Here is a 24675-nt window from a genome sequence, read left to right on the forward strand (position 1 = left end):
TTCAGACCTGCTGGTCGACGTGGTCGCCGAGCAGCGGCGCCGGCGAGAACGCCGGGCGCTGGCCCGAGGCCGACTCGAGCTGGTGCGACAGCCGGCTCAGCCACGGAAAACGCGGCGGCAGCGGCTGCTGGGTGATTTCGTCGATCTCGACCGCGAGCGCCTGCGGCGGGCGCGCCGCGGCGCTGGTCGTGGACGGCGTGTCCGCGCTCGTGACCGAGACGCGGCCGACGCCCGTGATGCTGGGAATGGCCATGATGCGCTCCTTGCCCCCTTGCCGGAGAGGCTGTTCCGCTGCTATCGGCAGCGGACGCAGGAACCTTGAGGCCCGATTGCTCGAACTTGCGTCGAAATGTTGTGCTTTTCTCGCGATCGCCCGTTTCGCCGGCGATCTCAGCCCAGCGACAGCAGCTTGCCGCGCTTCTGGGTCTGGTCGATGAAGCGCTGCAGCGCACGCTGCGCGGCCGGGTCGACCCGCACGAATTCGCACCCCAGCCGCACGCCGTTGGCATCGGTGTTCAGGGAGGTGACGTGCTGCAGGCGCAGGTCCACGTGGAAACGGGTGTCGGCGTCGAGCTCGATCTCGACCTGGTTGATCAGCCCGCCGACCTGCATCGGCGGCACGTCCTCGGGCAGCAGGAGCGCGCAGCCGCCGATGCTGACGTCGAGCACGCGCAGCGCGAGCTGCATCTCGGCAATGTCGGTGTGGCGCACGCGCGCGACCGGTTGCCCGCGCAGCAGCGGGCGCACGCGGTAGGCGCTTCGACGCTGGAAGCGGAAGACCTCGCGCGGGTAGCCGGCGCTGAGCACGCAGGCGCGCGCGCCGCGCACCAGCATCAGGCGGCTGAGGTCGAACTGGACCTTGACGCTGTCCAGGTAGCCGACCGCGACGACCTCGTCGCTCTCGAGCAGTGCGTCCAAGGCCGGATCGGCGGCATCGACGCTGAAGCCGATCGAGCCGCGTCCGGCATCGGTCGTCCACACCGTCGCCGCCACGCTGACGCCTTCACCGGCGTGCAGGTTGAGCTCGGCGTTGCTGTCGTACAGGCGGCGCAGCAGCGTGGCGATCTCGCCGGGGGCGGTGACGCGGAACTCGTCCAGCCCGCCGGGCGCAGCGCCCAGCGCGTCGAGCGGCATCGGCAACGTTTCGAACACGGCCGTGCGCTCCTCAGTGGAAGGTGGGGGTGCGGCCGGCGAGCAGCTCGTTCAGGTCGTCGAGCCACGGCTCGGCGAGCTGGCGCACCTCGGCGTCGTTGACGAGGATGCGCCGCATGATGCGCGACTTGAACTGCGCCTCTTCCTGCCCCAGCGGCTTCTCGCCGGCGGCGGTCTGCTTCAGCTGGGAGATCAGCAGCGCGCAGGCGCCTTCGAGCTTGAGCACCTCGTCCCAGTTGCCGACGCGGGCGGCGGCCAGCATGTCCTGGCTCGCCTTTTCGATGGCCTGGTAGTAGTTCAAGAGGGCGTTCTTCATGGTCGCGTCCCGGGTGACTGAAGCGGTAGGGGAAGTCGTGTTCATGCCGAGCCGACCTGTCCGCCGATCGCGGTCCAGGCCGAGTGGATCGGACGCAGCAGGCGCTGGCACTCGTCGACCGCCGCCTCGTCGTTCTGCAGGTTGGCATGGGTCAGTCGCACCGTGACGTAGGCGTACAGGTCGCGCAGGTCCTTGGCGAGTTCGCCGCCGGCCTGCAGGTCGAGCGGGGCCTTCAGGCCTTCGTCGACGATGCGCGCGGCGCGGGCCAGCGCACGGCACTTCTGTTCGACGTTGCCGGCGCGGATGTGGCCGCGGGCCTGCGAGCACGAATCGAAGAACCCTTCGAACAGCATCTCGACCAGGCGGTGCGGCGAGGCGGCGTCGACGCCGGTGTCGGTCTGCACCTTGTGGTACATCGTCGACATCGATTGCTGATGCGGGCGGCTCTGGGTGAACATCGGTACTACTCCGGGGCAGGGTGGTGCGTCTGCGATGGTTCTTTATCGGCTGCGACGCACGTCCCTTTAGAGGTGCGCGGGTCTGCTTTTCATGCGTCTGCGCGAGCCGGGCGCCCAATGCAAACCGCCCGGCGGAACCGGGCGGCATGACGGGCGACCCGGCGCGTGCGCACCGCTCAGGCCGTGCTCTTGTTCCAGTTCGTGATCTGCTGCTGCACGTAGCTGGACAGGCCGTTCAGCGTGTTCATCTGCGTGTCGAGCGCCGAATACTGCGCCCGCAGCCGCGCTTCGGTCCGCGTGACGCGGTCCTCGAGCTTGCTCTGCTGCGTCTGGTTCAGGTCGAGCCGGTGCTGCAGGCCGTCGGTGCGAGATTGCAGCGTGCCGTCGAAGGCCAGCATGCGGTCGGTCAGCTTGCGCATCTGCAGCACGACGCCGTCGTTGGCCGGCGTCACCGGGTCGCTGTTGGCGAACACCTTGCGCAGCTGGTCGAGGTTGGCCAGGCCGTTGGTCAGCTTGGTGTCGTTGACGCTGATCGAGCCGTCGGACTTGACGTCGAAGCCGATGTCCGAGAGCCGTCCGAACATCGACGACGCGCCGCTGGTGGTGCCGAGCATGTTGCGCAGCTGCGTGCGCAGGCCCCACGCGGCGCTGTCGCCCTGCAGCGCGCCGGCGGTCTTGGTCGCGGCGTCGTACTTGGTCTGCGCGGCGAGCATGGAGTTGACGTCGTTGTACGCCGTCACGAAAGCGGTGATCTTGGTCTTGATCGCGTCCGCGTCGTTGGCTGCGACGATCTGCACCGGCGCAGTCGTGACCTTGGACAGCGTCAGCGTGACACCGTCGATCACGCCGGACAGCGTGTTGCTGGCCGAGCGCACCGGCAGGTTGTCGATCGTCGCGATCGCGTCGGCGGCCGGCCGCGCGAGCGTCATCGCCGAGGTGCCGCCCGGGTCGTAGGCGAGGGCGGACAAGCCCCCGCCGCCGGTGTCGGTCACGCCGATCTGGAAGCCGTTGACCTCGCCGGTGGCACTGGAACGCAGCACCAGCCGGGTGCCGGTCGAATCCGTCAGCACGGAGGCGGTGACGCCGGCGTTGGCGTTGTTGATCGCGTCGCGCACCTGCGCGAGCGTCTGGGCGCCGGGGCCGATCGTGATGTCGACGGCCGCTGCGCCGGCCTTGGCCGCGAAGCCGCCGCCCGCCCAGCTGCCGAGCTGCACGTGCAGCGTGCCTTCGCCGATCACGGCGTCGGCCGAGGCGTAGCTGCTCGCCGTGGCGACGGACTGGCCCGACGCGAGCGATGTCACCTGCACCTGGTAGCTGCCGGCGCGGGTGGTGGAATCGGTGGCGACGCCGACCGACGCGGGATCGCTGGACGTGCCGGCGGTCTGCGTCCAGGTGGTGGACTGGCTCAACGCAGCGCTCGCGCTCTGCAGCGCCGAGAGCTTGGACTGCAGTTGGCCGTAGACCGACAGCTGCGACTGGACGTCGGTGGCCTGCTTCTTCAGCGTCGTGATCGGCTGCCGCTCGATGGCCACCAGCTGCGTCACGATGCTGTTCACATCGAGGCCGCTGCCGATGCCGGGCGATGACACTGCCATGGGATTCTCCTGTTACGTCTCCCCACTATCGGCCGGCAAGGCGCCGGCTTGAGGCGTGTCTTCAGCGAAACTGCGTCGATCAGTTACGCAGCAGCGTCATGACCTGGCTCGGCACCTGGTTCGCCTGCGCGACCATCGCGGTGCCGGCCTGCTGCAGGATCTGGGCGCGCGACAGGGCGGCGGTCTCGGTCGCGAAGTCGGCGTCCATGATCCGGCCGCGGGCGGCGGAGGTGTTCTCCGAATAGGTCTGCAGCTGGCCGATCACGGCCTCGAAGCGGCCCTGCAGCGCGCCGGCATCGGCGCGGGCGGTGTTGACCAGGTCGAGGTCGGTGTCGGTGGCGGTCAGCACGGCGGTGGCGCCGGCCTGGGTGCTGATGTCGGCGGCAGCGTAGGCGGTCAGCGCGGTCATGTCGAAGCTGACCGAGGCGTTGATCACGTCGCCGGCGTCGGCGCCCACCTGGAAATTGGCCGAGGTCAGGCTGCCGTCGAGCAGGTTGACGCCGTTGAACTTGGCGCCGTCGGCGACGCGGGCGATTTCTGCGACCAGCTGCGTCGCTTCCGCGTTCAGGTTGGTGCGGTCGGCGTCGGAGATCGAGCCGTTGGCCGATTGCACGGCCAGTTCGCGGATGCGCTGCAGGCTGTCGCCGATCTTGCCCATCGCGCCTTCAGCGGTCTGGAACATCGAGATGCCGTCGTTGGCATTGCGCATCGCGACGTTCGAGCCGCGCACTTGAGCGTTCATGCGCTCGGCGATGGCGAGGCCGGCGGCGTCGTCCTTGGCCGAGTTGACCCGCAGGCCGGAAGACAGGCGCTGCATCGCGGTTGCCAGCGAGCTCTGCGAGGTCGACAGGTTGCGCTGGGCGTTCAGCGAAATGGTGTTCGTGTTGATCGTCATGGGCATGGTCGTGACTCCGGAAATGTTCCAAACGCTTCCGGCGACTCGCCGGCGACTTCAGGCCTGTGTCCACAGTGGGCCCGTGATCGCCATTCTTCAGCAGCCCGTTCCGGCCCGATCGCCGGAAACACGCCGTGAAAACACCCCAGATCCAGACACGAAAAAGCCGCCCCGGAGGGCGGCTTCGATCGAAGTCGGGACTTCGCGAGTCGATCAGCGCAGGAGCGACATCACGGCGTTCGGCAGCTGGTTGGCTTGCGCGATCATCGCGCTGCCGGCCTGCTGCAGGATCTGGGCACGCGACAGCGAGGCGGTTTCCGTCGCGAAGTCGGCGTCCATGATCCGGCCGCGGGCGGCCGAGGTGTTCTCGGCGTAGACCTGCAGCTGGCCGACGACGGCTTCGAAGCGGCCCTGCAGCGCGCCGGCATCGGCGCGGGCGGTGTTCAGCGTGTCGAGGTCGGTGTCGGTGGCGGTCAGCACGGCGGTGGCGCCGGCCTGGGTGCTGATGTCGGCGGCGGCATAGGCGCCCAGCGCGGTCATGTCGAAGCTGACGGTCGCGGTGATCACGTCGGTGGCATCGGCGCCGACCTGGAAGTCGGCCGTCGTCAGGCTGCCGTCGAGCAGGTTGACGCCGTTGAACTTGGCGCCGTCGGCAACGCGGGCGATTTCTGCGACCAGCTGCGTCGCTTCCGCGTTCAGGTTGGTGCGGTCGGCGTCCGAGATCGCGCCGTTGGCCGATTGCACGGCCAGTTCGCGGATGCGCTGCAGGCTGTCGCCGATCTTGCCCATCGCGCCTTCTGCGGTCTGGAACATCGAGATGCCGTCGTTGGCATTGCGCATCGCGACGTTCGAGCCGCGCACTTGAGCGTTCATGCGCTCGGCGATGGCGAGGCCGGCGGCGTCGTCCTTGGCCGAGTTGACCCGCAGGCCGGAAGACAGGCGCTGCATCGCGGTTGCCAGCGAGCTCTGCGAGGTCGACAGGTTGCGCTGGGCGTTCAGCGAAATGATGTTGGTGTTGACGGACATGGTCATGTGGAAATCTCCGAAAGTGGTGGTAAGACGGGTTGCCTGATGCCCGGCGTTTCGTCTGACTCCGGACCCCGGTTCGGATTGCTCGTCCCCGTTGGCTGGGTTATCGGGCAGGCTGTTTCGATACTTGAGGGGCCGTGTCAACAGAAATTTGCGACGCCATTCGCGGGCTGTTCAAAGCTTCACGCTATGGCGGCCTGTCAGGGCTCGAAAACCGTGTCCGACGAGGGCGTGTAGGAAGTTCCCTGACAAGGGCCGCAGAAGAACATGGACTGAAGCGACAGAACTGACCCGATGTTTCGGTCCTGATCGTGTCTTCACAATTCGCTTCACGTTGAGACACAAGACCGAACACGGCGACACAACGTCCACAGACACACACCACCCGGAGCAGACCATGAACGCAGACCAGATCCTCACCGAAATTCGCGAAGCCAACCTGTCGTACCTGATGCTGGCCCAGAGCCTGATCCGTGCCGACAAGGAACAGGCCCTGTTCCGCCTGGGCGTCAGCGAGGAAAGCGCCGCCATGATCGCGCTGCTGACACCCGCCCAGATGATGAAGGTCGCCTCCGGCAACACGCTGCTGTGCCGCTTCCGCATGGACGACGACCTGGTCTGGGGCCTGCTGACCAACCACGGCAAGGGCGCCGCCAACGACACCACCTCCCGCCTGCATGCTTCCATCCTGATGGCCGGCCGCCACCAGGAAGCCGCCTGATCCGACTGACAAAGCAAAGCCAGGAACACGATCATGCGCGTCAAGAGCATCCTCACCGAAGCCAAGCAGATCAGCCGTGCGGTCACGCTGATCAACCTCGGGGCCCGCCTGCAGGTCCTCGAGTCCGAGACCGACCTGTCTTACGAGCGCCTGCTGCGCCTGTACAAGGAAGTCTCCGGCAAATCGCCCAGCAAGGGCCAGCTGCCGTTCTCGACCGACTGGTTCATGACCTGGCAGCCGAACATCCACGCCTCGCTGTTCCTGAACATCCACGAGTACCTGAACAAGGTCGCCGAGATGGACGAGATCGACACCGTCATCAAGGCCTACCAGCTCTATCAGGAGCAGACCCAGGCGCAAGGCCTGGAAGCGCTGCTCTCCGTGACCCGCGCCTGGCGCCTGGTCAAGTTCGTTGACAACGGCATGCTGACGATGACCAAGTGCTCCAAGTGCAGCGGCCACTTCGTCACCCACCCGCACGAGATCGCCAAGCACTATGTGTGCGGCCTGTGCAGCCCCCCGGCGCGCGCCGGCAAGGGCAAGGCGGCCGGCGGCATCCAGATGCACTGAGTTCCGCTCAAGTCTGGCGGCCGACGGCCGATAGACCTGACAACGTTTCGATTTTCATTGCTTGTCTCCTCCTGGCACATTCATGTGTCTTTTCAAACGGGCCTCTCGGGGCCCGTTTTTTTATTGGGCGGTCAATTCGGCGTTGATGTGCGGTTCGTGTCCGGCGCGCCGGCACCACACTCAAGACCGAACATCCCGCGCCGATAAAAAGGCAGGGCAGGGCACGCCGAAGTTGGTGTGCCTCCACATTCGGACCTTCACACCATGTTTGTTCTCGTCGGCTGGGGCCTCGCGCTGGCCTGCATCTTCGGGGTCTACATCGCACACGGTGGCAACATCGCGGTGATCCTGCATGCGTTGCCGTTCGAGCTGATCACGATCCTGGGCGCTGCGCTCGGCGCGTTCCTCGCGAACAACCAGATGAAGGTCGTCAAGGCGTCGCTGACCGGTCTGGGGCGCTGCTTCAAGGGCAGCAAGTACAGCAAGGCGCGCTACATGGAAATGATGGCGCTGCTCTACGACATCCTGCAGAAGGCCCGCAAGGAAGGGCTGATGTCGATCGAGAAGGACGTCGAGGAGCCGCACAACTCGGCGATCTTCCAGAAGTATTCGGTGGTCGGCAGTGACCACCACGTGGTCGAGTTCATCACCGACTACCTGCGCATGATGGTCTCGGGCAACCTGAACGCCCACGAGATCGAATCGCTGATGGACAGCGAGATCGAGACCCACCACAACGAGGAACACGCGGCCGTCGCCGCGATCGCGCGACTGGCCGGCGGCCTGCCGGCGTTCGGCATCGTCGCGGCGGTGCTCGGCGTGGTCAACACGATGGGATCGGTCGGCCAGCCGCCGGCGGTGCTCGGCGGCATGATCGGCTCGGCACTGGTCGGCACCTTCCTCGGCATCCTGCTGGCCTACGGCTTCGTCGAGCCGCTCGGCGGCTTGCTGGAGCAGAAGGTCGAGGACGGCTCCAAGGAACTGCAGTGCATCAAGACCACGCTGCTCGCCAGCATGCAGGGCTACGCACCGCAGGTGGCGGTCGAGTTCGGTCGCAAGGTCCTGTACTCCGGTGATCGGCCCACCTTCGCCGAGCTCGAAGGCCATGTGAAGGGCAAGAAGTAATGTCCGGCGATTCCAAGAAGCTCCAGCCGATCATCATCAAGAAGATCAAGAAGGGCGGCCATGCAGCCCATGGCGGCGCGTGGAAGATCGCGTATGCCGACTTCGTGACCGCGATGATGGCGTTCTTCCTGCTGATGTGGCTGCTCGGGTCGACGACTGAAGGCGACAAGAAGGGCATCGCCGATTTCTTCAACGCGCCGCTGAAGGTCTCGATGATGGGCGGCGGCACGACCTCCGGCGATTCGTCCAGCGTGGTCAAAGGCGGCGGGACCGACCTCACGCGCACCGACGGCCAGGTCAAGAAGGGCGATGTCGAAGCCAAGAACCGCACCGTCCAGCTCAAGGCGCTGAAGGCCGACCAGCGGCGCGCCGAGGCGGCCCGGCTCGAAACGCTGAAGAAGCGGGTCGAGGACGTGCTGGCGGCGAACCCCAAGCTGGCGGCGATGAAATCGCAGATCCGCCTGGAGATGACGCGCGACGGGCTGCGCATCCAGATCGTCGACGAGCAGAACCGGCCGATGTTCGACAGTGGCAGCGCGGTCGTCAAACCCTACATGCGCGACCTGCTGCGCGAGATCGGCGGCGTGCTCGCCGAAGTGCCGAACCGCCTGACGCTCGAGGGCCACACCGACGCGCAGCCGTTCGGCGCCGGCGAGCGCGGCTACAGCAACTGGGAGCTCTCGAGCGACCGCGCCAACGCCTCGCGGCGCGAGCTCGGCACCGGTGGGCTGCCCGAGGACCGCGTGCTGCTGGTGCAGGGCCTGGCCTCGAGCGTGCTGTTCGAGCCGAGCGAGCCGACCAGTCCGGTGAACCGGCGCATCAGCATCATCGTGATGAACCGCGAAGCCGAGGACCGGCTGCTGCGCCTGAAGCCCGACGACGTCGAGGAAGCCACGGAGACCCTCAAGGAAGCCGTCGCGACGCCCTCAATTACCCCCCCGATCACCCGATAAGGACCAGGTGCCCATCGCGGCACCTGAACGACCCCGCGAGGAGCGCCATGACCACATCCACCGATATGAAATTCCTGATCGTCGACGACTTCTCGACCATGCGCCGCATCGTGCGCGGGCTGCTGAAGGAGATCGGCTACAACAACGCCGACGAAGCCGAGGACGGCTCGGTCGCGCTGAACATGCTGAAAAACGCGAAGTACGACTTCGTCGTCAGCGACATCAACATGCCGGTGATGAACGGCTTCGAGCTGCTGTCGGCGGTGAAGGCCGACGACTCGCTCAAGCACCTGCCGGTGCTGATGGTGACCGCCGAGGCGCGCAAGGAAGACATCGTGCGCGCCGCCAAGGACGGGGCCGCCGGCTACATCGTCAAGCCTTTCACCAAGGCGACGCTGGAAGAGAAGGTCCAGAAGATCATGCAGAAGCTCGCCGCGACGGCTTGAGCGCGACCCCGGAGCAGAACAACATGAAGATGGACAACCTGGAGACGCTCGCGCCGCAGATGGCCGCCGGTGCCTCCCCCGAGGTGTTTCACCAGCTCGGCCTGATCACCCGGCAGCTGCACGACACGCTGAACCAGCTCGGCGTGATGCCGAAGCTGCAGACCGCCGCCGAGGGCCTGCCCGATGCGCGCAGCCGCCTGTCGTACATCGCCCGCAAGACCGGCGACGCCGCCGACAAGGTGCTGAACTCGGTCGACAAGGCCAAGGCCGAGCACCTGAGCATCAGCGCCGAGACGCGCCGCATCGCGCAGGCGATCATCCAGGACCCGGTGAAGGCCGTGGCCACCGGCGCAGTGCTGAATTTTGCCGGCGACGTCGAGGCCGCCACGGCGCGCATCGACGCGCACCTGACCGACATCATGATGGCGCAGGACTTCCACGACCTCACCGGCCAGGTGGTCGCCAAGGTCGTCGCGCTCGCCAGCGACCTCGAGGACAGCCTCGTCAAGCTGCTGGTGCAGGCTGCGCCGGCCGAGCAGGCCCGCGCCGTCGAGTCGACGATCCTGAACGGCCCGGTCGTGAATCCCGAAGGCCGAACCGACGTGGTGGCGGACCAGGGCGAGGTCGACGACCTGCTCGCCAGTCTGGGCTTCTGAACGAGGCGCGACAAGCCGGGGCATCCTGCCCTCCGATCGCCAGATGCCTGCGATACCAGCCTCACTGCCGGACAACGAAGTGGAGCGCCTCGCGGCGCTGCACCGCCTGCGCGTCCTCGACACCCTGCCGGAGCAGGTCTACGACGACATCGTCCACCTCGCCTCGCAGATCTGCGGGACCCCGATCGGCCTGGTCACGCTGATCGACGGCGAGCGCCAGTGGTTCAAGGCGCGTGTCGGCCTGGCCGCGTCGCAGACGCACCGTGACACGGCGTTCTGCGCGCACGCGATCGTCGGTGAGGACCCGCTGCTGATCGTCGAGGACGCGGCGCTTGACGCACGCTTCGTCGACAACCCGCTGGTCACCGGCGACCCGCACATTCGCTTCTACGCCGGCGCCCCGATCGTCACCGCCGACGGTCATGCGCTCGGTACCGTCTGCGTGGTCGACACCGAGCCGCGTCGCATCAGCGCGGCTCAGGCCCGCTCGCTGCAGGCGCTGGCGCGGCAGACCACCGCATTGCTCGAGCTGCGCCTGCGCACGATCATCTCGGAAGAGCAGGCCGAAGCGCTCGAACGGATCGGCGCCCAGGCGCGCGAGGAGCGCCGCCGCAGCGCCGAGATGCTCGAGCTCGTGCTGCGCGGCGGCAACCTCGGCCTGTGGGACCTGCACGTGCCCACCGGCCGCTTCCAGGCGAGCCCGCGCGAGTGCGAGATGCTCGGCTACGACGCCGCCGCGGCGCAGCAGCTCCCGTGGCGTGCGCTGCTGCATCCGGACGACCGTGCCACCGTCGACCGCGCGATCTTGACGCACCTGGCCGGCGACACGGCCTACTGTCAGATCGAACACCGCTTGCGCCACCGCGACGGACGCTGGATCTGGGTGCTGAGCCATGCGGTGATCGCCGAACGCTCGGCCGACGGCCGCCCGCTGCGCATCGTCGGAACCCACCTCGACATGACCGAGCGCAAGGTCGCCCAGCAGGCGCTGGAGGACAGCCAGCGCCGCCTGCGCCTGATCACCGACAACCTGCCCGCGCTGGTCGCCCATGTCGATCGCGAGCAGCGCTACCGCTTCCTGAACGGCCACTACCAGCGCACCCACGGCACCGACATCGGCACGGCGCTGGGCCGCACGATGCGCGAGGTCCGCGGCGAGGCCCTGTATGTCCAGCTGCAGCCCCACGTGGAGGCCGCGCTGCGTGGCGAGCCGGCGTCGTTCGTCTACACCGACACGATCGACGGCCGGGCGCTGCAGTACCAGTCGAACTACATCCCCGACATCGACACGGCCGGCCGCGTCCAGGGCTTCTACGCGATGACCTTCGACATCACCGAGCTGCGCGAGACGCAGGCCCGGCTCGAACAGCTGGCGCGCGTGGATCCGCTCACCGGGTTGCCGAACCGGCGTCAGTTCGAGGAGCGCATCGTCCAGAGCATGGCGCGGTCACGGCGGTCGAACCAGCCGATGGCGGTGATGTTCCTCGACATCGATCACTTCAAGTCGATCAACGATTCGCTCGGTCACGCCGGCGGCGACGCGGTGCTGTGCGAGGTGGCGCGGCGCCTGCGCGACAGCGTGCGCGTCACCGACACGGTGGCGCGACTGGCGGGCGACGAGTTCGTGCTGTTGCTCGAGGACGTGGCCGGCACGGCCGACGTCGACGTGCTCGCCGACAAGGTCATCGCCAGCATCCGCCCGGCGTTCGATGTGGCCGGGATCGCCCGCTCGGTCACCACCAGCGCGGGCGTGGCGGTCTACAACGGCGACGCGCTCGATGCGCCGGCCCTGCTGGCTCAGGCCGACGCGGCGCTGTACCGCGCCAAGCAGCGGGGCCGCGACCGGTACGCGATGGCCTGAGCCGCGCGACGGGCCGCCCGTGAAGGGGCACGGAAGTGGCCTGCGATCACCCCGCTTATCCGCCGCGCTGCGCCGGCGCGCGCCGGAACAATCGACGCAGTGCCCTCTAGCGCGCCAGCGCCGTCATGTCCGAACAAAGTTCCCAAGACCGCAACCTGCCCGCCTCCCAGCGCAAGCTGAAGAAGGCGCGCGAGGACGGGCAGGTCGCGCGCTCGCGCGATCTGGGGCATTTCGTCGCGATCGCGGCCTGCGGCGCGCTGCTGGTCGCCGCCGCGCCGTTCGCAGCCGACTGGCTGAAGCAGACGCTGATGCAGGGCCTGCAGTTCGACCGCGGCATGCTGCAGAACCCCGGCGCGATGGGCGAGCGCCTGCAGGCCCTGACGATCCGGATGATGTGGATCGTCGTGCCGTTCGGCCTGGCGATGATGGCCGCGGCCATGGCGAGCAGCCTGGCCATCGGGGGCTGGAACTGGACACTCAAGCCGCTGATGCCGAACTTCGGCAAGCTCAACCCGATCACCGGGCTGCCCGGCATCCTGTCGAAACAGAAGCTGGTCGATGCGCTCAAGGGCAGCGTGCTGGCGCTGATCCTCGGGGCCATCGGCGGGCTGTTCCTGAAGAGCCACGTCGACCAGTTCGCCGGCCTGCTCGCGATGCCGCTGCCGGCCGCGATCCAGCAGACGGCGGCGTCGATGGTCGGCGGCGTCGGCCTGCTGCTGATCGCGCTCGGCGTGTTCGCGATGATCGACGTGCCGCTGCAGCGCTTCCAGCTCGCGCAGAAGCTCAAGATGAGCCACCAGGAGCAGAAGCAGGAGCACAAGGAGCTCGAGGGCAACCAGGAGATCAAGGCCAAGGTCCGCGCCCGCATGCGGGAGATGACCCGGCGCCGCATGATGGCCGCCGTGCCGGGCGCCGACCTGGTCGTGATGAACCCGACCCACTATGCCGTCGCGCTCAAGTACGACGACAAGAAGATGGGCGCGCCGCGCGTCGTCGCCAAGGGCGCCGACCTGATCGCCATGGCGATCCGCGACCTGGCGAAGGAGTCGAAGGTCCCGGTGCTGCAGGCCCCGGTACTCGCCCGCGCGCTCTACGCCCACGCCGAACTCGACCGCGAGATCCCCGCCGCGCTGTTCGGTGCCGTCGCGCAGGTCCTCGCCTACGTCTACCAGCTGCGCGCCGCGCTCGCCGGCCAGGTCGCGATGCCGAACGCATTGCCCGATCTGGAAGTGCCCGCGGAGCTCGATCCCCACAACAAGCCGGTGCCGGGGATGGACGCGTTCGATTGATCCGTGGCACGGCGCGCGAGCGCGACGCGCCACCGCCGGATCAGGAAACCCAGCGCCGCGCCGCGGCCTCGACCAGCGCCGGCAGCACCACTTCGGCGCCGCCACGCAGCACCGCATCGGCCCGCCCGTCTTCCACCGTCTCTTCGACGTTCACGACGACCAGCTTCGCGCCGCGCGCCTGCGCGCGCTCCGCCAGCCCCGCGGCAGGATGGACGAGGGCGGTAGTGCCGACCGAGATGAACAGGTCCGCCTGTGTGCTGGCCCACTGCGCCTGGGCCAGGATCTTCGAATTCAGCGGCTCGCCGAACATCACCACCGCCGGGCGCACGGTGGGCCTGGTCGTGAGGTGGCACACCAGGCAGTGCCCGCGTTCCTGGGCCGGGTCCGGGGCGCCGCAGTGCGTGCAGAAGCTGCGGGCGAGCGCGCCGTGGAGTTCCAGCACCGTGCCCGCGCCCGCGCGCGTCAGCAGCCCGTCGACGTTCTGCGTCACGAGCGTCGTCGCGGGGCGGCGAGACTGGAGATCGGCGAGCGCACGGTGCGCAGCGTTGGGCTGCGCCCGCATCAGCTCGGTGCGCCGTGCGTCCCAGAAGGCGAGGAAGCCCTCGGGGTCGCTCTCGTACGCGGCGGCGTCCGAGAACCTGAGCTGGTTACCTTCCGTCCACAGTCCGCCGGCGTCGCGGTAGGTCGGGATCCCGGAGGCCTTGGACAGCCCGGCGCCCGACAGCACGACCGTGCGGCGGGCGACGCCGAGCCAGTTCGCGACCTGATCGAATGTCGAGACGGTGGTTCGATTCATCGGCCGACGATAGCGCAGCACACGTCAGACCCGACCTGCTGCGCGTGGCCGGCGTCATTTCTTCATCGCGTCGGGCGCCATCGCGTCCTTCTTCATGGCGTCGGGTGCCATCGCATCCTTCGCGGTCGCCGCCTTCTTCATGCCGTCCTTCTTCATGCCGTCCTTCTTCATGCCGTCCTTGGCCATGTGATCCTTGGCCATGGCGTCCTTCTTCATGGCGCTCTTGCCCATGGCGTCCTTCTTCATCGCCTCCTTGCCGCCCATGGCGTCCTTGCTCATGGCGTCTTTCGGCATGTCGTCCTTCTTCATCGCGTCCTGCGCAAACGAGCTGCCCGCGGCCAGCAGCAGGCAGGTCCACAGCAGAGCGGCGGCGATCTTGTTCATGGCGAGTTCCTCGGGATAGGGGTTGATGGGGTGTCACGGCCGATCCCGGCCGCCCCCCGTCCGTCGGTTCCCGCGCGCACTTCTTTCATCGCCGCCGCCGGAACGTGCAGTCACCTGCCGGTCGCCAGCGCTGCGGCTGCCGTCCGCGGCCGCAGCAGCGCCAGCATCCAGTAGGTCGCCCCACCGATCGCGACACCGAAGAACCAGCCGTAGGTACCCCACCAGGGCGGCAGCAGGCTGGTGAAATTGGGCAGGATCGTCGAGAAGATCGAGCCGACGCCGGTCGCGATCAGCGCGTTGATGTTCCAGCCGCCCTGGTAGCGGTACTCGCCGTGCTCCTGGTACAGCGCCTCGACGTTCACGCGGCCCTTCGCGACCAGGTAGAAGTCGACCAGGATGATGCCCAGCAGCGGCCCCATCGTGGCGCCGATCGCGTTGACGAAATGCGCCGCGTTGCCCTCCCACGGTGCGAACGGGTACAGCACCAGCGCGATCCCGGCGGCGATGTAGCCGCCGCGCTTGAAGCTGATCGTGCGCGGGAAGACGTTCGAGATGTCGAACGCCGCCGAGACGAAGTTCGCGACCACGTTGATGCCCAGCGTGGCGGCGGCGAAGCTGATCGCGGCGATCAGCGCGAGCACCCAGCTGTCGAACTTGGCCGAGATCTGCTCGGGGTGCAGCAGCACCTCGCCGTAGACCTTGAACGCGGCGATCGTCGTGATGCCCGCGACCAGCGAGAACGCGATCAGGTTGACCGGCAGGCCCCACAGGTTGCCGACCTTCACAGCCTGCTTGTTCTTGGCGTAGCGCGAGAAGTCGCAGAAGTTCAGGTACAGCGCCGCGAAGTAGGTGACCCAGGTCGCGCCGACCGCCATCAGGGCCCAGAACGAGCCCGGCTCGCCGCTGACGCCGGCGTCCCTGGTCTTGTCCAGCAGCACGTCCATCGGGATGCCGTGGTCGAACGAGAAGCCGCCCGCCTTCACGCACAGGCCGACGGCGAGCACCAGCATCGCGACCCAGACGGCCGGTCCGGCCCAGTCCTGGAACCTGCGCACCGTCTCCATGCCGCGCTGGATGATCAGCAGCTGCAGCGCCCAGATCACGACATAGCAGATCAGCTCCAGCCCGGAATGGCCGAGCAGATGGGTGTTCTTGTGGAACGCCATGATGTCGTCGCTGCGGATCAGCAGCGCCACCATCGCGCCCGACGCGGCGGCCGTCTGCGCGCCGTACCAGAAGCAGGCGACGACCGCTCGCACCATCGCGGCCAGGTTGGCGCCCCAGACGCCGAACGACGCCCGCGCGAGCACCGGGTAGGGCACGCCGGTCTTCTCGCCGGCGTACCCGATCAGGTTCATCAGCACGAAGATGATCAGCGAGCCCAGGCCGATCGCGATGATGAAGTTCAGGAAGCTGCCGCACAGCAGGAACAGGCTCGCCGCGAGGTAGTAGCCCCACAGGCTGTGCACGTCCGAGGTCCAGACATTGAAGATGCTGAACGCGCCCCAGGTTCGTTCCTTGGCGGGCGCGAGGTCCTCGTTGTAGAGGTCGGGCGAGGGGTTGCGGATGTCCATGGCAGCGTCTCCTGAGGCGGGTCGCGGGCGGCCGTCCGCCGGCACGGCCCGACGGTAAACCCGCGCAGGCGCCTCAGCAAGAGTCGCGCCGGGGGTTCTCTCCCCCGGTTATCGGGCGGCTGCGGCCGCGAACTGGCGGCGCTTCACCCCGCTTATCCGGCTCAAGTTTCGGGCCCGGCCCGGAACAATGGCGCATCACGTTGCGGTGCGTCCGCACCCCGCCCGGAGACCCCCGAATGAACCCGTTGCAGCAGCTGCAAGCCTGGCTCGGCCCGAATGCCAAGGCCGTGCGCTCGATGGCCGCGCCGCTGGTCGTCGTGATGATCCTGTCGATGATGGTGCTGCCGCTGCCGCCCTTCGCGCTGGACCTGCTGTTCACCTTCAACATCGCGATGGCGCTGATGGTGATGATGGTCGCGGCCTACATGGTGCGGCCGCTCGACTTCGCGGCGTTCCCGTCGGTGATCCTGCTCACCACCTTGCTGCGCCTCTCGCTGAACGTGGCCTCGACCCGCGTCGTGCTGCTCGAGGGCCACACCGGCGCGGGCGCGGCCGGCGCGGTGATCGAGTCGTTCGGCCACTTCCTGATCGGCGGCAACTTCGCGGTCGGCCTGATCGTGTTCGCGATCCTGGTGGTGATCAACTTCATCGTCGTCACCAAGGGCGCCGAGCGCATCGCCGAGGTCGGCGCTCGTTTCACCCTCGACGCGATGCCCGGCAAGCAGATGGCGATCGACGCCGACCTGAACGCCGGCCTGATCGACGACAAGGAGGCCAAGCGCCGCCGCGCCGAGGTCGGCGAGGAGGCGGAATTCTTCGGCTCGATGGACGGTGCCAGCAAGTACGTGCGCGGCGACGCGATGGCCGGCCTGCTGATCCTGTTCATCAACATCATCGGCGGCTTCGTGATCGGCGTCGCGCAGCACGACCTGTCGGCCTCGCAGGCGGCCAACAGCTACATCCTGCTGGCGGTCGGCGACGCGCTGGTGGCGCAGATCCCGGCGCTGCTGATCTCGGTGGCGGCGGCGATGGTCGTCTCCCGCGTCGGCAAGAGCGAGGACGTGGGCAGCCAGATCGCCCGCCAGGTCTTCAATTCGCCGAAGACGCTGGGCATCACGGCTGGCGTGATCGCGCTGCTGGGCGTGATCCCCGGCATGCCGAACATCGTGTTCCTGCTGCTGGCGTCGGGCTTCGGCTACGCCTCGTGGTGGATGGCGCGGCGCGACAAGCGCGCCGCCGAGGCCGTGCCGCAGCGCCCGGCCGAGGTCGCCCAGGCCAATCCCGAGGCCACGTGGGACGACCTGATGCCGGTCGACACGCTCGGCCTCGAAGTGGGCTACCGCCTGATCTCGCTGGTCGACAAGGCCCGCCAGGGCGATCTGCTCGGCCGCATCAAGGGCGTGCGCAAGAAGTTTGCGCAGGACGTCGGCTTCCTGCCGCCGCCGGTCCACATCCGCGACAACCTGGAACTCAAGCCGAGCGCCTACCGCCTGACGCTGCGCGGCGCCGTGGTGGGCGAGGGCGAGGCCTTCCCCGGCATGTTGCTGGCCATCAACCCGGGCGGCGCGACCACGCAGCTGATCGGCACCAAGACCACCGACCCGGCCTTCGGCCTGCCGGCGGTCTGGATCGAGGAGCGCCAGCGCGAGTCGGCCCAAATGGCCGGATTTACGGTTGTTGATTGCTCGACCGTGGTGGCGACCCATCTTTCACACTTGATGCAATTGCACGCGGCCAAGTTGCTGGGCCGCGTCGAGACCCAGCAGCTGGTCGAACACGTGACGAAGCTGGCCCCCAAGTTGATCGAGGACGTGGTTCCGAAAATGGTTGGCATCGCCGCACTGCAAAAGGTCCTCCAGCTTCTCCTGGAAGAAGGCGTGCACATCCGCGACATGCGCTCGATCGTCGAAAGCCTGGCCGATGCCGCCGCCACCGTCACCGACCCGGCCGAACTGGCCCGCCGCATCCGCATCCACCTGGCGCCGAGCATCGTGCAGCAGATCTACGGGCCGGTGAAGGAGCTGGACGTGATCGCGCTGGAGCCCGAGCTCGAGCGCCTGGTCACCCAGGCCCTGAACTCGCCGCACGGCGCCGCGCTCGACCCGGGCGTGGCCGACACGCTGGCGCGCAGCGCCGCCGATTCCGCCAAGCGCCAGGAAGACCTGGGCCACCCGGCCTGCCTGCTGGTGCCCGACATGATCCGCGCCCCGATGGCGCGCCTGCTGAAGCGCGCGGCGCCCCGCCTGCGCGTGCTCGGCCACAGCGAAATCCCTGAAACGCATTCGATCCGCATCGGTTCGATCATTGGAGCCCACTCATGAACGTCAAACGTTTCACGGCGCGCACGTCGCGTGATGCACTGGTTCTCGTGAGGCAGGCGCTGGGCGAGGACGCGGTCGTGCTGTCGACCAAGCCGAGCGTCGACGGCGTCGAGGTGCTGGCGATGGCGCCCGAAGGGATGAAGCAGATCGAGCGCATGGCCGCCGCGACGCCGGCCGCCCCGGCCAAGCCGGCGGCCCGGGCCGCGGTTCAGGCCGAGCCCGCGCCGACCGAAGTCACCGACGACGTGGCGCAGCTCTCGATGAGCACGCTGTCGTTCCAGGATTACGTGCGTGACCGCATGCTGCGCCGCCGCTCCGCTGCGCTGGCCCCCGAGGCGGCCGCCCCGGTGCGCGAGGAGCCCCGTGCCGCCGCCCGCCCCGCGCCGGCCACCGAGCGCCACAGCGTGCTCGAGCAGCGCATGAGCTCGCCCGCGCCGGCCCCGCTGCTGCGCGAGCCGCCGGTGCTGAGCGACCCGATGCCGGTGTTCGCCGACCATGCCGTCAACGCGGCGGCGTCGCAGGCGGCGCAGGTCGCCCGCCGCGACCAGGAAGACATGATGAGCGAGCTGCGCTCGATGAAGGGCCTGATCGAAGAGCGCTTCGGCGCGCTGGCCTTCATGGAGAAGCTCAACCGCCAGCCGGCGCAGGCCCGCCTGACCCAGAAGCTGCTCGACTGCGGCTTCTCGCCGGCGCTGATCCGCAAGATCGGCGACAGCCTGCCGATGGACGTGACCGACGAGGCCACCTGGGCGGCCGGCGTGCTCGAGCGCAACCTGCTGACGGCCGAGGCCGAATCGCCGCTGGAAGACCAGGGCGGCGTCTACGCGCTGGTCGGCGCCACCGGTGTCGGCAAGACCACCACCACCGCCAAGATCGCCGCCGCGTTCGCCGCCAAGTACGGCGCCAACAACCTCGGCCTGATCACGCTCGACGCCTACCGGATCGGCGCCCACGAGCAGCTGCGCGCCTACGGCCGCATCCTCGGCGTGCCGGTGCACACCGCGCACGACCGCGCCTCGCTCGAGGACCTGCTCGAGCTGCTGGCCGGCAAGAAGATGGTCCTGATCGACACCGCCGGCATGGCGCAGCGCGACACCCGCACCCGCGAGCTGCTCGACATGCTCAGCCATCGCGAGATCCGCAAGCTGCTGGTCATCAACGCCGCGTCGCAGGGCGAGACGATCGAGGACGTGCTGATCTCGTACCACGCACCGGTCTGCGCCGGCATCGTGCTGTCGAAGATGGACGAGGCCGTCAAGCTCGGCCCGGCGCTCGACGCGATGATCCGCATGAAGCTCAAGGTGATCGGCGTGGCCAACGGCCAGCGCGTGCCGGAAGACTGGCACCGCCTGTCGGCGAACGCCCTGGTGCACCGCGCGCTGCGCGCCGGCGGCAGCAGCGCCTACAAGCTCGACGCGAGCGACGTGAGCCTGATCTTCACCGCGCCGCTGGGCCAGAACCAGAACCAGCACCGCGGCGCCGCGCGCCCGTTGCTGAACGCCTGAGCCCACCCACCGAACCCCGGACGACGACCCGCCCATGTCCCGATCCCTGCCTCTCGACCAGGCCGACGGCCTGCGACGCCTGTTCGCCCACGCCCGCGTCTGCGTGCTGCCGGTGGTCTCGAACCCGAACGTCGCGTTCGGCGGCGTGATGCTGGAGCGCCTGTGCACCGCCTTCGCCGAGCACGGCAAGCACACGCTGGTGATCGACGCCGCCGAGCGCGCACCCGTTCACCACGAAATGGCGCTGCTCGACCTGGCCGAATGCATCGAGCCGCTGTCGGCCCAGGTCTCGTACCTGGCGGCGCGCGGGCTGCCGTTGCGCTTCGTCGACTCGACCGGCTCGACCAACAACTTCCTGAAGGCGGTCGGCGAGGCCGCGCCGCAGGCCGACGTGCTGCTGGTTCATGCCAGCGCCTCCGACCTGTGCCGCCTGTTCGCGCGCAGCGCCGACATCGACCGGGTGCGACCGCTGCTGCTCGCCGACGACCGGCCGACCAGCGTGACCCACGCCTACGCCGCGATGAAGCTGCTGACGCAGCGGGCCGGCCTGGTCGTGCACGACCTGTTGCTCGGCGCGGCCGCGCATTCGCCTCGTTCGGAGCGCATCGCGATGCAGATCGCGACCTGCGCCGACGACTTTCTCGGCGCGGTGTTGCGCGATTGGGTCCAGATCGACCCGGCCTGCGACGCCACGGAAGCGCCGACCGCTGAACTGCGCCGCCTCGTGCGGGAGCAGTTGCGCACGGCGCAGGGCGAGTCCCTGCATGACCTGGCCCCGTCGGCCATCACCCCTCACGGAGCCGCACGCGCATGGGCCCACAACTGATGACTTCGGAGCACTCGATGTACACCGCCAAAGGCCAACTCGACCTGAACTCGACCCTGAAGCAGTACAGCGGGCTGGTGCGCCGCCTGGCCCACCAGATGATCGCGAAGCTGCCCGCCAACGTCGAGGTCGACGACCTGATCCAGGTCGGCATGATCGGCCTGACCGACGCGATGACGCGCTTCGACGCGGCCCAGGGCGTGCAGTTCGAGACCTTCGCGACCCAGCGCATCCGCGGCGCGATGCTCGACGAGCTGCGCGGCAACGACTACCTCTCGCGCGGCACGCGCAAGCAGCAGCGCACGATCGAGTCGGCGGTGCACAAGCTCGAGCAGAAGCTGGGCCGCGCACCGGTCGAGAGCGAGATCGCCCGCGAGATGGGCGTCACGCTGGTCGAGTACCAGGAGCTGCTCGGCAAGGTCCGCGGCACCCAGCTCGTGTACCTGGAAGACATGTCCGGCGACGAGGGCGACAACGACTTCCTCGACCGCCATGTCGGCGACGAGGAGAGCAACCCGCTCGCGCAGCTGCAGGACCACCGCATGCGCGAGGCGCTGGTCGAGGCGATCAAGGTGTTGCCCGAGCGCGAGCAGTACGTGATGAGCATGTACTACGAGCACGACATGAACCTGAAGGAGATCGCGGCCGTGCTGAAGGTCACCGAATCGCGCGTCTGCCAGCTGCACAGCCAGTCGATCGCGCGGCTGCGCGTCAAGTTGCGCGCTTACTGACATGGGCGTGATGCAGCTGATCAGGCGCCCGCGCGCTGCGGCGATCCCGGTGGGCCCGCTTCAGGCCGCCGTCGCGCAGCCCGACCTCGACGCGGCGATCCGCTCGATCAGCCGCCAGGCTTCGACGATCGGGCGCGAATCGGCCGAGGTGCGCGGTCTGATCGACGACACCACCAAGGCATCGGAGCGTGGCGTCGTCGCGGTCGCGTCGCTGACCACGCAGGTCAAGGACATCAATGCCGCGCAGGCCGGCATCGGCGGCGTCTCGACGGCCGGCCTGGCCGCGGTGGACCGGGTGCGGGTGGCGGTCGAGGGCGTCGGCAACGAGGTCGGCGCGGTCGTCACGACGCTGCGCGACGTGGCGCGCGCGGCCGAGAGCATCTCGCAGATCGCCTTGCAGACCCGGCTGGTCGCGTTCAACGCGTCGGTCGAGGCCAAGCGTGCCGGCGATGCGGGCCGCGGCTTCGGCGTCGTCGCCGATGCGGTGAAGGACCTGGCCGGCAAGGTCGAGTTCTCGTCGAAGGAGATCATGCGCACGGTCGGCGAGCTCGACAAGCGCATCGCCGCGCTGTCGCGCGAGATCCGCGTCGATCCCAAGCGCGCCGAGCGCGGCGAGTTCCACACCGCACTGGCCGACGTGCAGGGCGCGGTCGCCAGCATCATCGAGGCGGCAGAACGCAGCCGCGCGATCTGCAGCGGGCTCGACCAGCAGATGGCGTCGATCGCCGCCGAAATGGGCCAGACCGGCCGCTCGCTCGGCGCCGCGATGAAGCGCAGCGAGACCTTTCTCGATGTCTCGGAGCACCTGATCGAGCTGGTCGCCGAATGCGGCATCGAGACCGAGGACACGCCGTTCATCCGCGCCGCCATCGACGCGGCCGCGCGCATTGCCGCGCGTCTCGAAGAGGCGCTGGCCAACGGGCAGATCCGCGCTGCGGCGCTGTTCGACGAGGCCTACCAGGCGATCCCGGGCACCAACCCGCCACAGCACACGACCGGCTTCGTCGCGCTGGCCGACCGGCTCTTTCCCGACGTGCAGGAAGGCGTGCTGGCGCTCGACCCGAAGGTCGTGTTCTGCATCGCGGTCGACCGCAACGGCTACGTCGCGACGCACAACCTCAAGTACAACCAGCCGCAGCGCGGCGACCTGGCGTGGGACAGCGCGAACAGCCGCTACCGGCGCATCTTCAGCGACCGCACCGGACTTGCCTCGGCGCGCAACGAGCGGCCGTTCCTGCTGCAGACCTACCGCCGCGACATGGGCGGCGGCCAGTTCATCGTGATGAAGGAAGCGGCCGCGCCGATCCGCGTCGCCGGTCGCCACTGGGGCGGGCTGCGCCTCGCCTTCAAGTTCTGATCTTCAGATGAGCGGCGCGAGATGAGCGGCCTGCGCATCGTCTGGCCGCTGCCGGCACTGCTGAGCTGGGCCAGTGGCTGGGCCGTGTTCGCGCTGCTGCGCGCCGCCGGTGCGCCGCTCGCGGCGGCGATCGCGGCGGGGGTCGGTCTCGGCGCGGCGCTCAGCGTGCTCGGCACGACGTCGTGGCGCCGCGTGTTCATCGCCGCCGGCTTTCCGCTGTCGCTGGCCGCTTCGGGCGTGGCGGGCGCGATGCCGGCCTGGGGCTGGCTGCTGCCGCTGGCGCTGCTCGCGCTGGTCTACCCGCTCAATGCCTGGCGCGATGCGCCGCTGTTCCCGACACCGACCGATGCGCTCGACGGCCTGGCGCGGCTCGCGCCGCTCAAGCCGGGCGCGCGCGTGCTCGATGCCGGCTGCGGCCTCGGCGATGGCCTGATCGAACTGCGCCGCGAGTACCCGAAGGCCGAGTTGCTCGGGCTGGAATGGAGCTGGCCGCTGCGGGTGCTGTGCGCCTGGCGCTGCCGCGACGCGCGCGTGCGTCGCGCCGACATCTGGGCCGCCGACTGGTCGGCCTGCGACCTGGTCTACGTGTTCCAGCGCCCCGAGAGCATGGACCGCGCCGCCGAGAAGGCGACGCGCGAGCTGCGCCCGGGCGCATGGCTGGTCAGCCTGGAGTTCGACGCACCGGGCTACGCGCCGACCAAGGTCATCGAGTGCGCCGATGGCCGGCGCCTGTGGCTCTACCAGGTGCCGTTCCGCGCCCGACCCGCTGCGCTATCGTGAGCGCGCGGCGCCGTGCCGCTGGAGCCTCGTCATGATCATCGTCACCGGAACCCTGCACGCCCGCCCGGATACTGTCGCCGCGCTGCTGGCGCTCAGCCGCGAACACGTCGCGCGCTCGCGCACCGAACCGGGCTGCCTGGAGCATGGCGTCGCGGTCGACGCGGACGACCCGCTGCGGCTGGTGTTCTTCGAGCGCTGGGCCGACCGCGCGGCGATCGGCGCGCACCTGGCGCTGCCGGCATCGCGGGGTTTCGGCAAGGCCGTGCTGGCTCTGGTCGATCAACCGCCGACGCTGTCGATGTTCGACGCGGCCGAGGTGCCGGTGCGCTGAAGCGCCCGCTGTCGGTCAGGGGCGCGGCGGCGTCGTCGCGATGAACCCGAGCACGTCGTCGAGCACCGGTGCGATCCAGCGCAGCGGGGGCGCGAAGGCGCCGATCAGCGTGGCGTGGGTGGCGCGTTCGTAAAGGCGCAACGTCACCGCGGTGCCGGCCGCCTCGAGCCGCGCTGCGAGGGCGCGCGTGCTGCGGGTCGGGCTGACGAGGCGATCGTTCACCGGCGCGCCGAGGAATGTCGGCAGGCCCTTCATGGTGCCGAACTCGATCGGCTGCGCGTGCGGCGGATAGTTCGGATGGAAGAACACGGGTTGCGCGTCCGGGTTGTCGGTCGGGAAGAAATCGTACGGCCCGGCCAGGCCGATCCAGCCGGCCAGCGCCTGCGGGCGTTGGCCGGTGGCGGCGAGCCAGCGCGGGTCGAGCGCCAGCATCGCCGCGTTGTAGCCGCCGGCGCTGTGGCCCATCACGAACACGCGCCGCGGGTCGCCACCGAGACGCGCCGCGCTGCGCAGGCCCCAATCGAGCGCGAGCGCGCTGTCGTTCAGGAACTCGGGATAACGCACCTCGGGGTAGAGCCGGTAGTCGGCGACGAGTGTCAGCACGCCGCGGGCGGCGAGCGCCGCGCCGACGAACCGGTAGTCGGCCCGCTCGCCGCTGTTCCACGACCCGCCATAGAAGAACACGACGACCGGCCAGCCGTCGGCGGGCCGGTCGACCGTCGGCGTGTAGATGTCGAGCCGCTGGCGCGGGAGCGCGCCGTAGGGCTGGTCGGCCGCCACCGCGTAGCCGGGACTCGCGCTCGCGACCGCGTTGAGCACCCGCACCGGTGCGCAGGCGGCCAGCCCGCCCGCGAGAAGCACCGGCACGAGCACGAGGACACAGAAGGCTTTGATGCAGATCAAGGGAACCGGGCGCAGAGGCGATCCTTGAGCCTACGCGGCGTGCAGCGCCGTGGATGCAGGCCGCGGCGCGCTTATCCTGTGTGGCCGCGCTGACGCGCCGA

At 68.9% G+C, this 24675-nt stretch carries 26 protein-coding genes; 15 read left to right on the top strand and 11 right to left on the bottom strand.

What is annotated here, in order from left to right; genetic code table 11:
• Position 1: 1 nt before the first annotated feature.
• From ACWH49_RS16865 to ACWH49_RS16895, 7 genes are all read right to left on the bottom strand, one after another.
• Positions 2-253, bottom strand: a complete 252-nt coding sequence (locus ACWH49_RS16865; protein WP_448172510.1) for a hypothetical protein — start codon at positions 251-253, stop codon at positions 2-4.
• Between the two features lie 137 nt (positions 254-390).
• Entirely contained in the window at positions 391-1152 is a 762-nt protein-coding gene (locus ACWH49_RS16870; RefSeq protein WP_448172511.1) for a flagellar regulator YcgR PilZN domain-containing protein, read from the bottom strand.
• Positions 1153-1165: 13 nt separating this feature from the next.
• A complete protein-coding gene (locus ACWH49_RS16875; protein WP_448172512.1) occupies positions 1166-1468 on the bottom strand; it encodes a flagellar protein FliT in 303 nt (100 codons plus the stop codon).
• Between the two features lie 41 nt (positions 1469-1509).
• Entirely contained in the window at positions 1510-1926 is a 417-nt protein-coding gene (gene fliS, locus ACWH49_RS16880; RefSeq protein ID WP_448172513.1) for a flagellar export chaperone FliS, read from the bottom strand.
• 176 nt (positions 1927-2102) lie between these two features.
• A complete protein-coding gene (fliD, locus tag ACWH49_RS16885) occupies positions 2103-3521 on the bottom strand; it encodes a flagellar filament capping protein FliD (protein WP_448172514.1) in 1419 nt (472 codons plus the stop codon).
• Between the two features lie 79 nt (positions 3522-3600).
• Positions 3601-4422 (bottom strand): flagellin N-terminal helical domain-containing protein, encoded by an 822-nt coding sequence (locus ACWH49_RS16890; protein ID WP_056462166.1) that lies wholly within the window; start codon positions 4420-4422, stop codon positions 3601-3603.
• A gap of 207 nt (positions 4423-4629) precedes the next feature.
• On the bottom strand, positions 4630-5448 hold the full coding sequence (locus ACWH49_RS16895) for a flagellin N-terminal helical domain-containing protein (protein ID WP_056462168.1): 819 nt from the start codon (positions 5446-5448) through the stop codon (positions 4630-4632).
• 394 nt (positions 5449-5842) lie between these two features.
• Between ACWH49_RS16895 and flhD the strand changes: the two genes are divergently transcribed.
• From flhD to ACWH49_RS16935, 8 genes are all read left to right on the top strand, one after another.
• Entirely contained in the window at positions 5843-6166 is a 324-nt protein-coding gene (gene flhD / locus ACWH49_RS16900) for a flagellar transcriptional regulator FlhD (RefSeq protein ID WP_056462170.1), read from the top strand.
• Positions 6167-6199: 33 nt separating this feature from the next.
• Positions 6200-6736, top strand: coding sequence for a flagellar transcriptional regulator FlhC (flhC, locus tag ACWH49_RS16905; RefSeq protein WP_056462173.1), 537 nt, complete (start codon positions 6200-6202; stop codon positions 6734-6736).
• Positions 6737-7000: 264 nt separating this feature from the next.
• Entirely contained in the window at positions 7001-7861 is an 861-nt protein-coding gene (gene motA / locus ACWH49_RS16910) for a flagellar motor stator protein MotA (RefSeq protein ID WP_448172515.1), read from the top strand.
• Positions 7861-8814, top strand: a complete 954-nt coding sequence (gene motB, locus ACWH49_RS16915; RefSeq protein ID WP_448172516.1) for a flagellar motor protein MotB — start codon at positions 7861-7863, stop codon at positions 8812-8814. The genes motA and motB overlap by 1 nt, the downstream gene beginning before the upstream one ends.
• Before the next feature lie 47 nt (positions 8815-8861).
• Positions 8862-9260 (top strand): response regulator, encoded by a 399-nt coding sequence (locus tag ACWH49_RS16920; protein ID WP_448172517.1) that lies wholly within the window; start codon positions 8862-8864, stop codon positions 9258-9260.
• Between the two features lie 23 nt (positions 9261-9283).
• Complete coding sequence (locus tag ACWH49_RS16925; protein WP_448174360.1) at positions 9284-9916, top strand: protein phosphatase CheZ; 633 nt, start codon at positions 9284-9286, stop codon at positions 9914-9916.
• 43 nt (positions 9917-9959) lie between these two features.
• Positions 9960-11777 (top strand): diguanylate cyclase domain-containing protein, encoded by a 1818-nt coding sequence (locus ACWH49_RS16930; RefSeq protein WP_448172518.1) that lies wholly within the window; start codon positions 9960-9962, stop codon positions 11775-11777.
• 125 nt (positions 11778-11902) lie between these two features.
• Entirely contained in the window at positions 11903-13066 is a 1164-nt protein-coding gene (locus tag ACWH49_RS16935) for an EscU/YscU/HrcU family type III secretion system export apparatus switch protein (protein WP_448172519.1), read from the top strand.
• A 40-nt stretch (positions 13067-13106) separates the two neighbouring features.
• On the opposite strand, the gene ACWH49_RS16940 is transcribed toward ACWH49_RS16935, so the two are convergent.
• From ACWH49_RS16940 to ACWH49_RS16950, 3 genes are all read right to left on the bottom strand, one after another.
• Complete coding sequence (locus ACWH49_RS16940; protein ID WP_448172520.1) at positions 13107-13862, bottom strand: SIR2 family NAD-dependent protein deacylase; 756 nt, start codon at positions 13860-13862, stop codon at positions 13107-13109.
• 54 nt (positions 13863-13916) lie between these two features.
• Positions 13917-14246 carry a pentapeptide MXKDX repeat protein gene (locus ACWH49_RS16945; protein ID WP_448172521.1) on the bottom strand — a complete coding sequence of 110 codons (330 nt, stop codon included), beginning with the start codon at positions 14244-14246 and terminating at the stop codon, positions 13917-13919.
• A gap of 110 nt (positions 14247-14356) precedes the next feature.
• Positions 14357-15820, bottom strand: coding sequence for an NCS1 family nucleobase:cation symporter-1 (locus tag ACWH49_RS16950; RefSeq protein ID WP_448172522.1), 1464 nt, complete (start codon positions 15818-15820; stop codon positions 14357-14359).
• Between the two features lie 236 nt (positions 15821-16056).
• Between ACWH49_RS16950 and flhA the strand changes: the two genes are divergently transcribed.
• Genes flhA through ACWH49_RS16985 form a run of 7 tightly spaced genes read left to right on the top strand, consistent with a single transcriptional unit; the run spans position 16057 to position 23671 of the window.
• Positions 16057-18141: a flagellar biosynthesis protein FlhA gene (gene flhA, locus ACWH49_RS16955; RefSeq protein WP_056462201.1), complete on the top strand. Its 2085-nt coding sequence runs from the start codon at positions 16057-16059 to the stop codon at positions 18139-18141.
• On the top strand, positions 18138-19646 hold the full coding sequence (gene flhF, locus ACWH49_RS16960; protein WP_448172523.1) for a flagellar biosynthesis protein FlhF: 1509 nt from the start codon (positions 18138-18140) through the stop codon (positions 19644-19646). Before flhA ends, flhF begins: the two co-directional genes overlap by 4 nt.
• Before the next feature lie 34 nt (positions 19647-19680).
• Positions 19681-20472, top strand: coding sequence for a MinD/ParA family ATP-binding protein (locus ACWH49_RS16965; RefSeq protein WP_448172524.1), 792 nt, complete (start codon positions 19681-19683; stop codon positions 20470-20472).
• Between the two features lie 17 nt (positions 20473-20489).
• On the top strand, positions 20490-21203 hold the full coding sequence (locus tag ACWH49_RS16970; RefSeq protein WP_448172525.1) for an RNA polymerase sigma factor FliA: 714 nt from the start codon (positions 20490-20492) through the stop codon (positions 21201-21203).
• Positions 21204-21213: 10 nt separating this feature from the next.
• Positions 21214-22560 carry a methyl-accepting chemotaxis protein gene (locus tag ACWH49_RS16975; RefSeq protein WP_448172526.1) on the top strand — a complete coding sequence of 449 codons (1347 nt, stop codon included), beginning with the start codon at positions 21214-21216 and terminating at the stop codon, positions 22558-22560.
• A 21-nt stretch (positions 22561-22581) separates the two neighbouring features.
• On the top strand, positions 22582-23340 hold the full coding sequence (locus tag ACWH49_RS16980; RefSeq protein WP_448172527.1) for a class I SAM-dependent methyltransferase: 759 nt from the start codon (positions 22582-22584) through the stop codon (positions 23338-23340).
• A 31-nt stretch (positions 23341-23371) separates the two neighbouring features.
• Positions 23372-23671 (top strand): putative quinol monooxygenase, encoded by a 300-nt coding sequence (locus tag ACWH49_RS16985; RefSeq protein WP_448172528.1) that lies wholly within the window; start codon positions 23372-23374, stop codon positions 23669-23671.
• A 15-nt stretch (positions 23672-23686) separates the two neighbouring features.
• Here ACWH49_RS16985 and ACWH49_RS16990 read toward each other — a convergent pair whose 3' ends face one another.
• On the bottom strand, positions 23687-24574 hold the full coding sequence (locus tag ACWH49_RS16990) for an alpha/beta hydrolase (protein ID WP_448172529.1): 888 nt from the start codon (positions 24572-24574) through the stop codon (positions 23687-23689).
• Positions 24575-24675: the final 101 nt, after the last annotated feature.

The sequence above is a fragment of the Rhizobacter fulvus genome (assembly GCF_964020785.1).

What these genes read in the sequence shown, in the direction of transcription:
- ACWH49_RS16865 (WP_448172510.1), bottom strand. Translation starts at nt 253, where the DNA reads ATGGCCATTCCCAGCATCACGGGCGTCGGCCGCGTCTCGGTCACGAGC.
- ACWH49_RS16875 (WP_448172512.1), bottom strand. Translation starts at nt 1,468, where the DNA reads ATGAAGAACGCCCTCTTGAACTACTACCAGGCCATCGAAAAGGCGAGC.
- fliS (WP_448172513.1), bottom strand. Translation starts at nt 1,926, where the DNA reads ATGTTCACCCAGAGCCGCCCGCATCAGCAATCGATGTCGACGATGTAC.
- fliD (WP_448172514.1), bottom strand. Translation starts at nt 3,521, where the DNA reads ATGGCAGTGTCATCGCCCGGCATCGGCAGCGGCCTCGATGTGAACAGC.
- ACWH49_RS16890 (WP_056462166.1), bottom strand. Translation starts at nt 4,422, where the DNA reads ATGCCCATGACGATCAACACGAACACCATTTCGCTGAACGCCCAGCGC.
- ACWH49_RS16895 (WP_056462168.1), bottom strand. Translation starts at nt 5,448, where the DNA reads ATGACCATGTCCGTCAACACCAACATCATTTCGCTGAACGCCCAGCGC.
- flhD (WP_056462170.1), top strand. Translation starts at nt 5,843, where the DNA reads ATGAACGCAGACCAGATCCTCACCGAAATTCGCGAAGCCAACCTGTCG.
- flhC (WP_056462173.1), top strand. Translation starts at nt 6,200, where the DNA reads ATGCGCGTCAAGAGCATCCTCACCGAAGCCAAGCAGATCAGCCGTGCG.
- motA (WP_448172515.1), top strand. Translation starts at nt 7,001, where the DNA reads ATGTTTGTTCTCGTCGGCTGGGGCCTCGCGCTGGCCTGCATCTTCGGG.
- motB (WP_448172516.1), top strand. Translation starts at nt 7,861, where the DNA reads ATGTCCGGCGATTCCAAGAAGCTCCAGCCGATCATCATCAAGAAGATC.
- ACWH49_RS16920 (WP_448172517.1), top strand. Translation starts at nt 8,862, where the DNA reads ATGACCACATCCACCGATATGAAATTCCTGATCGTCGACGACTTCTCG.
- ACWH49_RS16925 (WP_448174360.1), top strand. Translation starts at nt 9,284, where the DNA reads ATGAAGATGGACAACCTGGAGACGCTCGCGCCGCAGATGGCCGCCGGT.
- ACWH49_RS16930 (WP_448172518.1), top strand. Translation starts at nt 9,960, where the DNA reads ATGCCTGCGATACCAGCCTCACTGCCGGACAACGAAGTGGAGCGCCTC.
- ACWH49_RS16935 (WP_448172519.1), top strand. Translation starts at nt 11,903, where the DNA reads ATGTCCGAACAAAGTTCCCAAGACCGCAACCTGCCCGCCTCCCAGCGC.
- ACWH49_RS16940 (WP_448172520.1), bottom strand. Translation starts at nt 13,862, where the DNA reads ATGAATCGAACCACCGTCTCGACATTCGATCAGGTCGCGAACTGGCTC.
- ACWH49_RS16945 (WP_448172521.1), bottom strand. Translation starts at nt 14,246, where the DNA reads ATGAACAAGATCGCCGCCGCTCTGCTGTGGACCTGCCTGCTGCTGGCC.
- ACWH49_RS16950 (WP_448172522.1), bottom strand. Translation starts at nt 15,820, where the DNA reads ATGGACATCCGCAACCCCTCGCCCGACCTCTACAACGAGGACCTCGCG.
- flhA (WP_056462201.1), top strand. Translation starts at nt 16,057, where the DNA reads ATGAACCCGTTGCAGCAGCTGCAAGCCTGGCTCGGCCCGAATGCCAAG.
- flhF (WP_448172523.1), top strand. Translation starts at nt 18,138, where the DNA reads ATGAACGTCAAACGTTTCACGGCGCGCACGTCGCGTGATGCACTGGTT.
- ACWH49_RS16965 (WP_448172524.1), top strand. Translation starts at nt 19,681, where the DNA reads ATGTCCCGATCCCTGCCTCTCGACCAGGCCGACGGCCTGCGACGCCTG.
- ACWH49_RS16970 (WP_448172525.1), top strand. Translation starts at nt 20,490, where the DNA reads ATGTACACCGCCAAAGGCCAACTCGACCTGAACTCGACCCTGAAGCAG.
- ACWH49_RS16975 (WP_448172526.1), top strand. Translation starts at nt 21,214, where the DNA reads ATGCAGCTGATCAGGCGCCCGCGCGCTGCGGCGATCCCGGTGGGCCCG.
- ACWH49_RS16980 (WP_448172527.1), top strand. Translation starts at nt 22,582, where the DNA reads ATGAGCGGCCTGCGCATCGTCTGGCCGCTGCCGGCACTGCTGAGCTGG.
- ACWH49_RS16985 (WP_448172528.1), top strand. Translation starts at nt 23,372, where the DNA reads ATGATCATCGTCACCGGAACCCTGCACGCCCGCCCGGATACTGTCGCC.